Annotated in this window: 11 protein-coding genes and 1 pseudogene; 5 read left to right on the top strand and 7 right to left on the bottom strand. The window is 68.3% G+C overall.

Annotation, left to right across the window (positions count from 1 at the left end):
- Positions 1-6 precede the first annotated feature (6 nt).
- The 4 genes and pseudogenes from ACTJI2_RS04925 to otsB form a co-directional block, all read right to left on the bottom strand.
- On the bottom strand, positions 7-2,136 hold the full coding sequence (locus tag ACTJI2_RS04925; protein ID WP_183636404.1) for an amylo-alpha-1,6-glucosidase: 2,130 nt from the start codon (positions 2,134-2,136) through the stop codon (positions 7-9).
- A 3-nt stretch (positions 2,137-2,139) separates the two neighbouring features.
- Positions 2,140-3,195: a glycosyltransferase family 4 protein gene (locus ACTJI2_RS04920; RefSeq protein ID WP_183636401.1), complete on the bottom strand. Its 1,056-nt coding sequence runs from the start codon at positions 3,193-3,195 to the stop codon at positions 2,140-2,142.
- A 74-nt stretch (positions 3,196-3,269) separates the two neighbouring features.
- Positions 3,270-4,640, bottom strand: a pseudogene (locus ACTJI2_RS04915) (alpha,alpha-trehalose-phosphate synthase (UDP-forming)); the annotation flags it as partial.
- Positions 4,637-5,401, bottom strand: a complete 765-nt coding sequence (gene otsB, locus ACTJI2_RS04910; protein WP_183636394.1) for a trehalose-phosphatase — start codon at positions 5,399-5,401, stop codon at positions 4,637-4,639. The gene otsB and the pseudogene ACTJI2_RS04915, both read right to left, overlap by 4 nt.
- A 128-nt stretch (positions 5,402-5,529) precedes the next feature.
- On the opposite strand from otsB, the gene ACTJI2_RS04905 reads away from it, so the two are divergent.
- Positions 5,530-6,030, top strand: a complete 501-nt coding sequence (locus ACTJI2_RS04905) for an MgtC/SapB family protein (protein WP_183636391.1) — start codon at positions 5,530-5,532, stop codon at positions 6,028-6,030.
- A gap of 90 nt (positions 6,031-6,120) precedes the next feature.
- Positions 6,121-9,054 carry an EAL domain-containing protein gene (locus tag ACTJI2_RS04900; protein ID WP_440841308.1) on the top strand — a complete coding sequence of 978 codons (2,934 nt, stop codon included), beginning with the start codon at positions 6,121-6,123 and terminating at the stop codon, positions 9,052-9,054.
- A gap of 51 nt (positions 9,055-9,105) precedes the next feature.
- Here the strand turns inward: ACTJI2_RS04900 and ACTJI2_RS04895 are convergent, their stop codons facing one another.
- On the bottom strand, positions 9,106-9,435 hold the full coding sequence (locus ACTJI2_RS04895) for a hypothetical protein (RefSeq protein WP_440841307.1): 330 nt from the start codon (positions 9,433-9,435) through the stop codon (positions 9,106-9,108).
- Between the two features lie 342 nt (positions 9,436-9,777).
- Positions 9,778-10,074 carry a hypothetical protein gene (locus tag ACTJI2_RS04890; RefSeq protein WP_183636382.1) on the bottom strand — a complete coding sequence of 99 codons (297 nt, stop codon included), beginning with the start codon at positions 10,072-10,074 and terminating at the stop codon, positions 9,778-9,780.
- Positions 10,075-10,290: 216 nt separating this feature from the next.
- On the opposite strand from ACTJI2_RS04890, the gene ACTJI2_RS04885 reads away from it, so the two are divergent.
- Positions 10,291-10,902, top strand: coding sequence for a hypothetical protein (locus ACTJI2_RS04885; RefSeq protein WP_183636379.1), 612 nt, complete (start codon positions 10,291-10,293; stop codon positions 10,900-10,902).
- A 50-nt stretch (positions 10,903-10,952) separates the two neighbouring features.
- Here ACTJI2_RS04885 and ACTJI2_RS04880 read toward each other — a convergent pair whose 3' ends face one another.
- Positions 10,953-11,246 carry a hypothetical protein gene (locus ACTJI2_RS04880; protein ID WP_183636376.1) on the bottom strand — a complete coding sequence of 98 codons (294 nt, stop codon included), beginning with the start codon at positions 11,244-11,246 and terminating at the stop codon, positions 10,953-10,955.
- 260 nt (positions 11,247-11,506) lie between these two features.
- Between ACTJI2_RS04880 and ACTJI2_RS04875 the strand changes: the two genes are divergently transcribed.
- Positions 11,507-11,983, top strand: coding sequence for a low molecular weight protein-tyrosine-phosphatase (locus tag ACTJI2_RS04875; RefSeq protein ID WP_183636373.1), 477 nt, complete (start codon positions 11,507-11,509; stop codon positions 11,981-11,983).
- 170 nt (positions 11,984-12,153) lie between these two features.
- Positions 12,154-14,472, top strand: a complete 2,319-nt coding sequence (locus ACTJI2_RS04870) for a UDP-N-acetylglucosamine 2-epimerase (RefSeq protein WP_440841306.1) — start codon at positions 12,154-12,156, stop codon at positions 14,470-14,472.
- The last annotated feature ends 21 nt before the right edge of the window (positions 14,473-14,493 follow it).

Genomic DNA, 14,493 nt, shown 5'->3' with positions numbered 1-14,493 from the left:
CGCGCCCTACTGGCGGATGCAGACCGCCAGCCCGGGCGCGCCTTCGCCCTCGGCGAACACGCTGATGCGTTCGCCGACCTTGCGGAAGGCCAGATCGAACCGGCGCGCGCCCAGCCGCAGGTCGCTGATGGTGACATCCTCGATGCCCGGTGGCAGTTCGGGCTGGTTGATCTCCACCATCTCGCCGCGGCCGTCGATGTCGATGCCCAGGCAAGCTTGCAGCAGCATCAGCGCCGATCCGGCCGCCCATGCCTGTGGCAGGCAGGCCACCGGATAGGCGACCGGCGGCGCGCCCTGGGTGCGGGAGAAACCGCAGAACAGCTCGGGCAGGCGCATGTCGAAGTGCACGGCCGCCTCGAACGCGCCGCGCAGCAGCCTTGGCGCGCCACCACGAAAACCGGTGCGCGCGATGCCGCTGGCGCACAACGCGTTGTCGTGCGGCCACACCGAACCGTTGTGGTAGGAAATCGGGTTGTAGCGCGCCTCGCCACGCGCGACCGTGCGCACGCCCCAGCCAGTGAAGAACGGCGAGGACAGCAATTGCGCGGCGACCCCGGCGGCGCGCTCGGGCGCGGCCAGGCCGGTATAGAGCAGGTGGCCCGGATTGCTGGTGCGCACCCGGCACAATTGGCCTTCGCCATCGATCGCCAGCCCGTAGAACTTCAGTTCCTCGTCCCAGAAGTGCGTTTCCACCGCCTGGCGGAGCCGAGCGGCGCGCGCCTCCCAGGCGGCGGCGCGCCGGGTGGCGCTTTCCTCGTCCGGGGAAAGCGTCGCCAGCGCCGCCATGCCGCGCAACGCCGCGTAGACATACCCCTGCACCTCGACGAGCGCGATCGGGCCCGGCGCGAGCCGGCCGTCGGCATGGAACACCGAATCGCCGCTGTCCTTCCAGCCCTGGTTGCTCAGGCCGCTCCGCTCCCCACGCGCGTAGTCGAGGAAGCCCAGCGGGTTCGCGTCGCAGACGCGCTCCACCCAGCCGATGGCCGCTTCCAGCGATGGCCAGAGTCCGCGGATGAATGCATCGTCGCCAGTGCGGCGCCAGTACGCATGCGCGAGCATCACGAACAGCGGGGTGGTGTCGACGCCGCCGTAGTACAGGCCAAACGGCAGTTCGCGCAGGCTGGACATCTCGCCCTTGCGGGTCTCGTGCATGATCTTGCCCGGCGACGCGTCCAGGAACGGCGCGTCCTCCTTGGCCTGGTGTTCGGCGAGGAAGCGCAGCACGCCGCGCGCCAGCCCCGGATCGAGCCAGAGCGTCTGCAGCGCGGTGATCACGGCGTCGCGGCCGAACGGGGTCGAAAACCAGGGAATGCCGGCGTAGGGGTAGGGTCCGGTTTCCAGATCGCTGGTCAGCAGCGCCAGGTCCGAACGCGACTGGCGCATCCACTGATCGAACAGCGGACCGCTGCTGACGATGCGCGCGCCACGCCGCTGGCGCGAACGCATGCGCCGGCGCGCCAGTGCGGCCTGGTAGCGGTAGCGTTCACGCGAGGGCGGTTCGCCGGGGTCGGCGCCGGCCTCGATGTAGAACTCGCGGACCTCGTCCGGTTCCAGCACCAGCGGGAATTCCAGCTCGCCGGCGCCGGCGAACACCGGCGCCATCGAGAAGCGGATGTAGGAGGCGCGTTCGACGTTGTCCAGGCCGACATAGCGGAAGCCGTAGCCGATCTCGCCGGGCTCCGGTTCCATCAATCGTCCGCGCGCGGAACGGCGGCTGCCGCGCACCTCGAACATGTCCCAGAAGTCCGCCGCCAGGGTGAAGCGCAGCGGCAGGGTGACCCGCTGTTCGCCGTAGTTGACGCAACTGATGCGCTCGTACATCCGCTCCTGGCACAGGAAGCGGTTGCGGCTGATGTGGATCAGCCCCTGCGGCGTACCGGCTTCGTCCAGCGGCGAAAGCGCGCGGTTGGTGAGATGGGCGACGAACAGCACGTTGTCCTGGGTCACCGCGGCGCTGAGCAGGGTCGCCGCCTCGTCGCCCAGCCGCAGCCTGTAACCCGACAGCACGCGGGTGTCGCTGATGAAGAAACCCTCGGCGGGACCGGCGATGTCGCCGTAGCTGTTGGCGACCAGGAAACTGTCGCCGTCCTTCAACACATAGCGGGTGTACAGGGCGGCGTCGGCGGCTGATTCCATCGTTCAACCCTTGGCCATGCGCAGGTCCGGACGCGTCAGCAGGGTCTGGTAGAGCCCCACATATTCGCGCGCCATCGCGGTGACGGAGAAACGCTGCTCGAACACTTCGCGGATGCGGGCGCGGTCGAGCCGTTCCACCTGTTCGACCGCCGCGCTGGCCGCCGCGATCGAATCCACGATATGGCCGGTGACGCCTTCGTCCACCACTTCAGGCACCGAACCGCAGCGCCAGCCAATCACCGGGGTGCCGCAGGCCATCGCCTCGATCATCACCAGCCCGAACGGCTCGGGCCAGTCGATGGGAAACAGCAGGGCGCGGGCGTTGCCGAGGAAGGCCGGCTTCTCCTCGTCGTTGATCTCGCCGATGAACTCCACGCCGTCCTGCTCCAGCAGCGGACGGATGGTTTCGCGGAAGTAGACGCGGTCGTGGGTGTCGACCTTGGCCGCGATGCGCAGCGGCAGGCCGACCCGGCGCGCGATCGCGATCGCCCGATCCAGTCGCTTGTCGCGCGACACCCGGCCCAGGAACGCCAGGTAGTCGCCGGCCGGGTTTTCCGCCGGCTGGTAGAGATCCTCCGGCAGCCCGTGGTAGACCGTGCCCAGCCAGTTGGCCCAGGGAATCGGCCGGCGCTGGCTTTCGGAGATGGAGACCAGCGGGAATTCCGGCCAGCGCCGGTAGAACGCCGGCAGATCCTTCTTGTCCTGGCGCCCGTGCAGGGTGCTGATCGTGTGCGCGGCGACCGGCTCGAACAGCGGGAACGGCAGCAGGTCGATGTGGAAGTGGATGATGTCGAATTCGTTGGCACGCCGGGCCACGTCCGACAGCATCGCCAGGTGCGCGGCCACCGGCGACTTCAGTGGCGACTCGTCCAGCCGGATCGCGCAGTCGCGGCCCGGCACCAGGGTGGCCGAGGTGCGCGAGTCGCCGGAGGCGAACAGGGTCACGTCGTGGCCGGCGGCGACCAGCGCCTCGGTAAGGTAGGAAACCACCCGTTCGGTGCCGCCGTACAGCCGGGGCGGCACCGCTTCCAGCAGCGGGGAGATCTGGGCAATCTTCATCGCGCGGGCACTCCCGCCAATACACCGGGCCGCGTGTCGGGCAGCGCCTTCACCGTGCCTTCGGAACCACCGCCATCGCGCAGCGTCTCGAGGAATCCACGCGCCCAATGGCCGACGTCGTTGCCGCGCAGCTTCGCCATCAACGCGTGCCAGCGATCCTGGCGTTCGCGCAGGGGCATGCGCGCGGCCGCGTCGATGGCGTCGGCCACCGCATCGGCGTCGTGCGGATTGACCAGCAATGCCTCGGTCAGCTCCTCGGCCGCGCCAGCGAAGCGCGACAGCACCAGCACCCCCGGATCCAGCGGCGACTGCGCGGCGAGGTATTCCTTGGCGACCAGGTTCATGCCGTCGCGCAGCGGCGTGATCAGGCCGATCGCGGCGGCACGATGGAAGCCGGCCAGCACGCTCTGCGGGAAACTGTCGTTGACATAGCGGATCGGCGTCCACTCGGGCTTGGCGTGGCGACCGTTGATGTGGCCGGCCAATCCTTCCAGTTCGCGTCGCACCTCCTGGTACTCGGGTACTTGGATGCGGCTGGGCGGGGCGATCTGCAGGTAGGTGAGCTGTCCGGCGGAGGGCGCGCCGCTTTCCAGATGCCGCTCGAACGCGCGGAAGCGTTCCGGCAGGCCCTTGGAGTAGTCGAGCCGATCCACGCCGATCGCCAGCCGCCGGCCCGACAGGCTGGCGCGCAGATCGCGTTCGGCGATGCGGGCTTCGTCGCTCTGCGCGCAGGCCACGATCGCCTCGACATCGATGCCGATCGGGAACGCGCCGCTGCGGCCCTGCGTGCGGATGTCCTGCTGGCGCAACGCATGCCGGTAGTTGTCCAGATCCGTGCGGGTCTGGAAACCAGCCAGGTCGTAACAGGCCAGCGCGGCGAGCAGGCGGCGGTGCACGGGCAGGGCGGACAGCACGTCCGGCGGCGGCATCGGGATGTGCAGGAAGAAACCGATACGGTTGTCGATGCCCAGTTCGCGCAGGCATTGGCCGAGTGGAATCAGGTGATAGTCGTGCACCCATACGGTGTCATCCGGGCGCAGTTGGCCGGCGAGGGCTTCGGCGAACCTGCGATTGACCCGCCACCAGGCCTCGTGATGCTCGCGGTGGTAGTCGACCAGATCGATGCGGTAGTGGAACAGCGGCCACAGCACGCGATTGGCGAAGCCGTGGTAGTAGGCGTCGAATTCGTCCGCGGGCAGATCCAGCAACGCATACTCCAGCCGGCCGGCGCGGGTGCGCGCCAGTGGCAGGCGCGCGTCGCTGGCCATGCGACCGCTCCAGCCCAGCCACAGGCCGGGGCCGTCTTCCATGGCCGCGGCAAGCGCCACCGCCAGGCCCCCGGTCTGGGTTTCGCCGGGCAGGGCGACCCGGTTGGAGACCAGCACCGTGCGTCCCGCGTCCCCCTCGCCGCGAGCCACCGGCCGGTGCCGTGATTCGATGTTCATGCCAATACCTCGTCGTGTAGGGAATCCAGCAGCCAGCGGCGCACCGCGCCGGGATTGGCCAGTCGATGGCGCGCCGCGCTGGTGCGCGCCGCGCCAATCAGCACACTGACGCCGTCCAGCGCATTGACCTGGGCGAAACCCGGCTCGTCGGCGGGATCGTCGCCAATGAAGGCCGGTCGCCGGCCCTGGAACGGCGGCGCCTGCATGAAGGCCGCGATCGCCGCGCCCTTGTCCATTCCGACCGGGCGGATCTCGATGCCGTGCGCGCCGGGATGCAGGCGATGGCGCGGCAGCCGCGTCCGCGCGGACTCGGCGAATGCGCCCAGTTCCGGCGCTGCATCAGGCGCGGCGCGCCAGTGCAGGAACAGGCAGCCACCGCGGCATTCGATCAACGCGCCGGGAAAACGCGCGGCGATCGCCTCGGCTTCCGCCGCCAGCGCGAGAAAACCGGCATCCATCTCCGGTGCCGGATTCCATCCGGCGTGCCAGCGTCGTTCCAGTCCGTGCAGGCCGGCGACCGCCGCGATGTGCACGGGATCGAACAGGGCGTCCAGCGCTTCCACCGATCGACCGCTCACCAGCGCCAGCGCGCCGCCGCATTTGCGGGACAGCGCGGGCAGGGCCTGTTTGATCGCGGGATCAATCCGCACCGCATCCGGCGTGGGCGCATGTTCGGCGAGTGAACCGTCGACATCCAGGAACAGCGCCCAGTCATCCTCTATCAGCGGTGGTTCCGCTGCCAGGGTACTTTCGCTTTCCATGGTTTCATCCTAGGTAGCGCGGCGTGAGCGCGATGTGGATGAGTCTTCATCCCGCGCCAACATTTCGCGCACGGCGCGTTGACTGCCGCCGCGCGAGGCTGCGATCTCCCGGGCTGCGAGACGACGGCATGGTTTCCGGATTCGCGGATCAATGGAACGTGCTGCTGGAAGTGGTGTACGCGATGGCGCTGGCGGGCAGCATCGGCGTGGAGCGCGAAATCAAGAACCGGCCGGCGGGTTTCCGCACCCACATGCTGGTCGGTGGCGCGGCCGCCTTCCTGGTTGGCATCGGTGGCCTGGTGATGGCCGAGAGCATGCGCGAACCAAGCCCCATCCTCACGGTGGACCCGTTCCGGCTGGTGGAGGCGGTGATCGCCGGCGTGTCCTTCATCGGCGCGGGCACCATCTTCGCCCAGCGCGGCGCCGGTACGGTGACGGGCATCACCACCGCGGCTTCGTTGCTGATGGTGGCGGTGATCGGCGTGGCGGTGGGATTCGACTACGACCTGCTGGCGTTCCTGATCACCGCGGCCACGCTGTCCGTGCTGGTTGTGCTGGCCTGGATCGAGCGCCTGATCGCCCGTCGCCGACCGCCGGGCGGCCCCCCAAGGCCACCGGCTTCCGCTTGAGCGCCTACAGGGGTATGGTGGCGCCCGGGGGACATCGACCATTCCGCTACCTGGCTGCTCAGCGTCGCCATGACGGATACGCACAAGGAATTGCCCATAGTTCGCTCCACCCGGACGGTCGCCTGGTCGGGCATCGCGCTGGCGCTCGTGCTCGCGTATCTGCTGGGCTATTTCGTCTACCGCGACCATCAACTGAGGCTGGACGCGGCGCGGCGCCAGAGCATGGCGCTGGCCGAAGGCACGGCCAGGCTGCTGCGGCTGGAACTGCGGAACCTGGAACGGGCCATGGCCGGTATCGCCGGCGATGCCCAGCAGGCGTTCCGCACCGTCCCCGAATCGGCGTCGGCGCTGCTCGGCGAAGCGGTGGCCGGCGTCGTGGGCCGCCACCAGGAACTGCACAGCATCGTCATCGTGGATGCGGCCGGGCGCGCGATCACCCCCGGCCATGGCCTGCGGATTCCGCCGCCGCCGCGCGGGTCGCCGCCGCATGCCCTGCGCTTCGGCGCGCTCCAGCAACTGGATGGCGAATGGCTGTTGCCGCTGCTGACGTCGATGGACGACGGCCGCTGGATCGTGGCGCGCCTGCGGGTGGCGGAAATCCAGCGCCTGGTCGCCGGCCTGGACACCGGGCGGGACGGCGTGGTGACGGTGATGGATCACGGTGGCACGGTGCTGGCGCGCAGCCGCGACGCGGCGCACTACGTGGGACGCCGCTACCCCGAGATCCTCCCGTCCGGACCGCCATACGCGAGCAGCGCGATGATTCGCCGCAGCGGCGTGGACGGGGTGGTGCGGATCACCTCGCGCCTGCACCTGGACGACTATGGCGTGTTCGTCAGCGCGGGGCTGGGACGCAAGGAAATCCTGCACCCCTGGTATCTCCTGCTGTTCGGATCCCTGGCCGTCTACGTGCTGTACTGGGCCAGCCTGCTGTATCTCATGCGCCACACCCGCCAGGCGGCGCGCGCGCAGAAGCGCCTGATCTCGGAAGTGCGCCGCGCCGGCGAAGGCCTGCGGCTGGCGCAGCGCATCGGCAAGACCGGCAGTTGGGTCGTGCGCCAGTCGCCGCCGCGGGTGGAATGGTCCGAACAGGTATCGGAGATCTTCGGATTCGGACCCGAACGCAACAGCGCCGACCGGGAGGAGTTCTACGCGCTCGTGCATCCCGATGATCGCGATGCGCTGCGCGCGCGTTTCGCCCAGGCCTGGCAGAGCCGCGAACCCTTCACCGCCGAGTACCGGATCGTGCGCCCGGACGGGCAGGTACGCTGGCTGCTGACCCGCGGCGGCGCGGTCGAGGGTCAGGAAGGCGGCGCCGCGATGACCGGCACCCTGGTGGACATCACCAACGAACGCAGCGCACAGGCGCGCCTGCTGGAGACCGAACGCCAGTACCGCCTGCTGTTCGAGCGCAATCCGATGCCGTTCTGGGTCTTCGACCTGGAAACCCTGCGCTTCCTGGAGGTCAATGCGGCGGCCGAGCGCCACTACGGCTACAGCCGCGAGGAATTCCTCTCGATGTCCATCATGGACATCCGCCCGCCGCGCAGTTCGGTGGACATGCTGCAGTCGCTGACCGAGCCGGCGCCCTCGCACGAAGGCGAGGTCTGGAAGCACCTGAAGCGCGACGGCAGCGTGATCGACGTGCACGTGCGCACCGACACCATCAGCTATGACGGCCGGCCCGCGCGGCTGGTGCTGGCCGAGGACATCAGCGAAACGCTCGCCTACGAGCGCGAACTGAACTATCGCGCCAGCCATGACACCGCCACCGGCCTGCTCAACTTTCCCGGCCTGAAGGCCGCACTGGCGGCCGAGGGCAAGGGCAGCTATGCGCTGGCGTACGTGCAGCTGCGCGGGCTCGAGCTGGTGATCGACAGCCTGGGCCAGGCGGTCGCGACGCGCCTGCTGGATACCCTGACCAGCCGCCTGGAGACGCTGGCCGATCCGTGGGGCGAGACCGCGTTCGTGCCATCCGAGGCATTCGTGGTCGCGCTGCGCCCCGGCGTGGATGTCGACGAAGCGGTCGGCGCGCTGCATCGCGCGATGACCTTGCCGGTGGAGCAGGGCGGCTCGCGGCGCAGCCTGGAGGCGTGGGTGGGCGTGGCCCGGTTCGACGGCGAATCGTTCGAGAACGCGGTCAGCCATGCCGCGCTGGCCGCGCACGTGGCGCGTACGCAGGACGTGCCCATCCGCATCTTCGACGCGCCGATGGCGCAGGCCGCCAGCGAACGGCTGCGCATGATCGGGCGCATCCACGTGGCGCTGGAACAGCGCGATTTCATGCTCCATTTCCAGCCCATCTACCGGCTCGAGGATCGCCGGCCGGTCTGCCTGGAAGCATTGCTGCGCTGGCCGCAGGCCGATGGCGGATTCGTGCCGCCGTCGCAATTCGTGCCGCTGTCCGAGGATGCCGGGCTGATCACGACGCTGGGCGACTGGGTGATCGAGGAGGCGGCGCTATGCCATCGCAAGCTGGTCGCGGCCGGCTGGTCGGATCTGCCGATCGCGGTGAACGTGTCGCCGGCGCAGCTGCGCCGCCCCGATTTCGCCGAACGCCTGATCCGCCTGCACGAGCGCCAGGGGCTGCCGCGCGGCGCGCTGCACATCGAGGTCACCGAAAGCATGCTGCTGGACAGCCCGGAAGGCACCATGCGAACCCTGCGCACGTTGCAGAAACACGGCATCTGCACTTCGCTGGATGATTTCGGCACCGGCTTCTCCAGCATGTCCTACCTGCACCAGTTGCCGCTGGACGCGCTGAAGATCGACCAGACCTTCGTCCGCAACGTCGCCGATGACGACCGCAGCGCGGCGATCTGCCACGCCATGATCACGCTGGGGCACAGCCTGGGCCTGACCCTGGTCGCCGAAGGCGTGGAAACCCGCGCGCAGCTGGACTGGCTGCATCGTCACCATTGCGATCAGGTGCAGGGATATCTGCTGGCCCGGCCGATGGATCTGGCCGGGACCCTGGAACACCTTGGCCCGGCGCCGCCGCCGGAACTTCCGGCCAGGCCGTGAGCGATCCGGCCATGCGACGGATCATGGTCGACGGACACCTCGCCAGCCGGATCAATGCAGGGTCCAGATATCCGGGATCAGCGCTTCGGCCGATTCGCGGAAGCCATCCTCGAACTGGGGCGGCAGGCCGAGCGGGAAATTCTCGGCCGCGACCTGCAGGCAGGCGATCAGCCGTGTCTGCACGGGTTCGTCCACGGACTGCATGACGGTGGACGCCACGTAGCCCATGACCGCGAGCTGGCCCTGCAGCCTGCCGAAGTGCTTCAGTACGCTTTCGACCACTTGATCCTGATGTTGCATGCGCCGCTCCACCGCCGGCTCCAGGCGGCGGCAGAGGGCTTCCAGTTCGGCGAGGCGGGTTTCGATCGACGTCTTGCCCATGCGCATCTCCTGCTTGGCTTGCAGGACTGCACCTTTCCCGCGACCGCATCAAGAGAACGTGTGCGGGAAGCGGAGAACCGGTTGGCGATCCAGACGAGGTTGACCCGCCATTCCCGGCGACCGTGGTGGCCTCGGGCCGGTTCTCCTGTGGGGCTGCGGGTCAAGGCGAGGCTCCGCGAGGGAGTGCGTCCACTGAATATGCAGCCGGCCGGGATGTTCTCCGGCATCCACGCCCGCGAGTTTCCGCCACGCGGGGGAAATCGCGGGTGCAGGGCGGATCCACGCTTCGTTAAGAAGCGGGCGCCGCAAAGCGCGGGTTCATCCGCCGCGGGCCGGCGACGCCTAGTGGGGCGGGGCGGTGCGCAGCAACGGCGGCTCATGTCCCAGCGGATGGGTCGGCAATCCCCCGCATGCGACGCAGGCATCGTCGAGGGGCGCATGCGGCTGGCGCCAACCCAGCACGTACCATCCTTCCTCATCGTCCGATGCCAGCTCCGCGTGCCATGCGCGGCCATCGTAGCGGCCGCTGAACCAGCCGGTCACGTCGTCGATCGAGCACGCATAGATCGCCAGCGGCACGTTGACCGGGGGCGCGCGTTCGGGCAGGTAGCAGCAGGCGGAATCGGCTGGCGGACTCATCTGGAATTCCGCGTGCCGCGCACGCCGGAGAGGAGGACGATCCGGTTGTACTCCCGAGTCCGGCAAGAGCGTGTGTGCATCGCCGCGTTAAAGGCGGATGCACGCGAAGGCGTCGCGCTGTCACGGCGCGTTTGCACGGCCGAGGCTAGAACATCGGCAAGTTGGCGAGTCGCCACGAATCTTTTGTTTCTCCCACCCGACGGCAAGGAGTATCCAATGGCACGCTCATCCATGACCGACCAGACCCAAGTGAACGAACTGCTGCTGCAGGCGCTGGAAACCGAGCGCGGCGGCATCCAGGTCTACACCGCCGCCCTGGAGGCGGTGCAGAACGAGGACCTGAAGGAAGAGTGGCAAAAGTATCTGGAGGAAACCCGCCAGCACGAACAGATCCTGCTGGACGTGTTCGAACAGCTCGGCAAGGATCCGGAGGCGGCCAGTCCCGGCCGTGAGGTGGTCGCCCATCAGGGTCGTTCGTTGGTGAAGGCCATCCGGATGGCGATGGCCGAAGCGGGGGCCGCCGCCGCCGAACTGGTCGCCGCCGAATGCGTGGTCCTGGCCGAAACCAAGGATCACCAGAACTGGGAGCTGATCGGCCGGGTCGCGGAAAAGGCGGGCAAGCAGGAAGGCAAGATCCTCAAGGCCGCGCACGACCAGGTGGAGAAACAGGAAGATCACCACCTCTACCACACGCGCGGCTGGGCCCGCGAATTGTGGATCCAGTCGCTGGGCCTGCCGGCCGTGTTGCCGCCGCCGGAAGAGGAACGCAATGTCGAAACCGCCATCGGTGCCGCGCGTGCCGAGCAGGCGCGCGACAAGATGATGTAGGCACGCCGCGGCAGGCGCCGTCAGATGCAGTGGAAACCTGNCAGGCCCGTTCAGAACTCGTCGACGAATTCCACCGCCATTCCCAGGCTTTCAGCGCTGCGGATGATCAGTTCGCGCACCTCGTCGCCGGTATGCGGTCCCGGCACTTCGATCTCGATGGCATGCACGCCACCGGCGCCCTGATCGTCGACCAGTCCGGCCGAGCTGGAATCCTCGTCGTCCATGTGCGGCATCAGATCCGCCACTTCCTCGACCCGTTCGACACCGTCCACCCCATGCACCACGCTCATCACGGTGGCGGCATCGGCCTCGCTTCCGGTCAGTCGGATTTTCAGCAGGGGCATGGGTGGGCTCTCTCGTGATGGGCAGGGATGGAGATTCGTCGCCCCGGCGGATGCCGGGGCCCATTTGGATTTCCATTCTTGGCGAGATGCCCCGCGCGGACCTCAATGGATTCCAACTGGACTGATGAACCCGGCATGCCGTTCATCTGCCCGCATCCTGCATAGAACGAAAACGCTGACGAGCATGTGAAGAGCGTGCGCATACACGCTCGACACGGCCGCGCTGGCAGGCTGCACCGCATGAACATGATGGCGTCGCGATGTACCAGGTATTGATCGTATGTGTCGGCAACATCTGCCGCAGCCCGATGGCCGAGGCGGTGCTGCGTTCGCACGGGCACGCGGCCGGCCTGCGGGTGCGTTCGGCCGGGCTGGCGGCGCGGGTGGGTGATGGCCTGCATCCGATCGCGGCCGAATTGCTTGCCGAAAATGGTCTTCGATTGGATCACCATGTCGCCCGCCAGATCGATCTGCGCATGCTGGTCGAGGCGGATCTGGTGCTGGCGATGGAGCAGAGGCAATTGCGTGCGCTCGAGGCGATCGCGCCACCGCTGCGCAACCGCATGCACCTGCTGGGCAGATGGAAAGGTCGCCAGGAAATACGCGATCCCTGCGGAAAACCGCGCGACGCCTTCGTTCGCACCTTCGATCTGATCGGAGAGTCGGCGCGCGCCTGGTGCGAGCGGATGCCGATCGGCTCCGATTCACGATTGTTCGCGCTGCCTGCACACAGCTGAGCCGATGCCCTTACGCAGTTCACGCTTTCATGCGCTCATCAAGATGCTGTCCGTAGATTGGAAACGGAACGATCCACTAACGCACACATCACGCGGGACAGTGGTTTTGCCAGGGATGACCGGTTGGACAGGATGGCCATCACGGACTAGTGAGTAGCGAGGATTTCTGGATGGAGCATCCGAGGATCATCGCCGCCAGCGCGATAGCGTTGGCGGTGACATTGTTCGCCATCTTCTCGATGCGCCCGTGGGCGCGCCGGGTCGGTCTGGTGGACAGGCCCGACACCCGCAAGCAGCACAACGGGCGGGTGCCGCTGATCGGCGGCATCTGCTTCTTCATCGGGCTGCTGGTGGGACTGGCCTACCTGGGCTTCATCGACCGCTTCGTCATGAGCGTGATGATGGGCGCCGCCCTGATCGTGGCGATGGGCGTGGCCGACGACGTGGTCCATCTGACCGTGCAATCCCGCCTGCTGATCGAATCGGCGATCGTCGCCCTGGTGATCCTCAGTACCGGTTACTACGTCGATCACATGGGAGGGCTGCTGCCGGGCGACATCCGGCTGGGCATCTGGGGCATCCCGCTGACCATTTTCGCGGTCATCGGGCTGATCAATGCATTCAACATGCTGGACGGCATTGACGGCCTGGCAGCCTCGATCGCGCTGGTCTGCATCGGCTCGGTGCTGCTGTACGACCGCGCGGGCTGGACCGCGGTGGGTGCCATGCTGATGCTGCAGGTGCTTTTCGCGGCGTTGATTCCCTACATCTTCGCCAACCTTGGCTGGCCGGATGGACGCAAGATCTTCATGGGCGACGCCGGCAGCACCGCGATCGGATTCCTGCTTGGCTGGAGCCTGATCTACCTGAGCCACTCGCGGGTCGGCCGGCTGGCGCCGGTGGACGTGCTGTGGTGCGTCGCCTTGCCGGTGATGGACACGCTGGCGGTGATGTACCGGCGCATCCGCACGGGACGTTCGCCGTTCGGCGCCGACCGCCAGCATCTGCACCATTTGTTGATGGACAGCGGCTTCTCGCCGCGCGTGACCCTGGCGCTGATGGTGTCGATCGGCATCGTCCTGGCCCTGCTGGGTTACGTCCTGCGGGCGGTGCCGGACATCGTCAACCTGTTGTCGTTCATCGCCGCCACCGTGATCTACCTGCTCGGGCTGCCGCGCCTGCTCGAACTGCGCACGCGCGGTTTCAGCTGGCCGTCGCGCGGGCTGGCCCGGTTCGTGCCGTCCCCGCACGCCGGGCGACGCTTCGTGCCGCCTGGCGCCGTCAGCAGCGAGGACCACGAACCCTACCCGGTCGTCCGCGGCGCCGATGGCGATGGCCCGGTGCGCGCCCTGTGCGTGGTCGCGGCCACGCCGGACGCGATGGGCGTGGCGCCGATCGCGCAGCGGCTGGCCGATGACGCCCGTTTCCAGACCAGCGTGTGCCTGTCCGAAGTGCCTGGCACCGACGGCGAGGCGGCGCTGCGCCTGTTCGGCCTGAAGGCCCAGGATCGCCTGTCCGGCGACGACGGCGCCGACGCGCTGGTCACCGGCGCGCGCGATCTGCTCGACCAGATACGCCCCGACGTGGTCCTGGTGCCCGGCAACGCACCGGCCACGTTCGCGCTCAGCCTGGCCGCGCATGCCGATGACGTCCCGGTGGTGTGCGTGGACGGCGACGCGAGCGCGGCGACCCCTTCGCATTGGCCCAACGAAGCGAGCCGGCGCATCGTCCAGTCGCTGGCGGCGCTGCACGTGGCCGCCAGCGAGGACGCGGGCCGGCGCCTGCGCCTGGAGGGCGTGCCGGAGGAGCGGTTGCTGGTGCAGGAGGGCATCGTCGCCGAGACCCTGCGCACGGGACTGGATGTGCTGCGCGCCGAACCCAGGCTGGCCAGTGCGATCGCATGGCGTTTCCCGTTCCTGCGCGATGAGAACCCGTTGCTGATGGTCGCCTGCGCGCCGGACCAGGATGCCGCCGTGCAACTGGCCGAGGCGCTGGAAATGATCGCGCGCCGGCGCCCGGACGTGGACATCGTGTGGCCGCAGGAATCCTCCGGCAATGGCGCCGCCGGCGATGTTTCCGCCGCGCTGCATGCCTTCGCCAACGTGCACATCCTGGAATTGACCGATTACCTGGCCTGGCTGCACCTGCTCGAACGTGCGCAATTGGTACTTGCCGGGCAGGGCGGCGGTTTCCCCGGCCAGTTGCAGGGCAAGCCGGTGCTGCGCGTCTGCGACACGCCCGACGGCGAGGGCAACGGCATCGCCATCGGTACCACCGCGCTGGCCATCGCCGGCCGCGTGCTGACCCTGCTCAGCGAACCCGCCGTATACCAGTCGCTGGCCACGGCGACCACGGGCGACGCCCGTGCGGGGCTTCCCGGCGACGAGGTACCCGACGCGCTGCTGCGCCTTCACACCGGCGGACATCCGCCCCATCCCCCCGAAGCCCAGGACATCCGCTACGCCTATGGCGTGCGCGAAGCGTCCTGACCGGCTTGCGTGAATCCCATC

This window comes from Pseudoxanthomonas sp. 22568, from assembly GCF_052044485.1.
In the GTDB taxonomy this organism is placed as follows: domain Bacteria; phylum Pseudomonadota; class Gammaproteobacteria; order Xanthomonadales; family Xanthomonadaceae; genus Pseudoxanthomonas_A; species Pseudoxanthomonas_A beigongshangi.
Note: the sequence above shows the minus strand (reverse complement) of the source record. Positions and strands in the feature narration are given on the sequence as shown.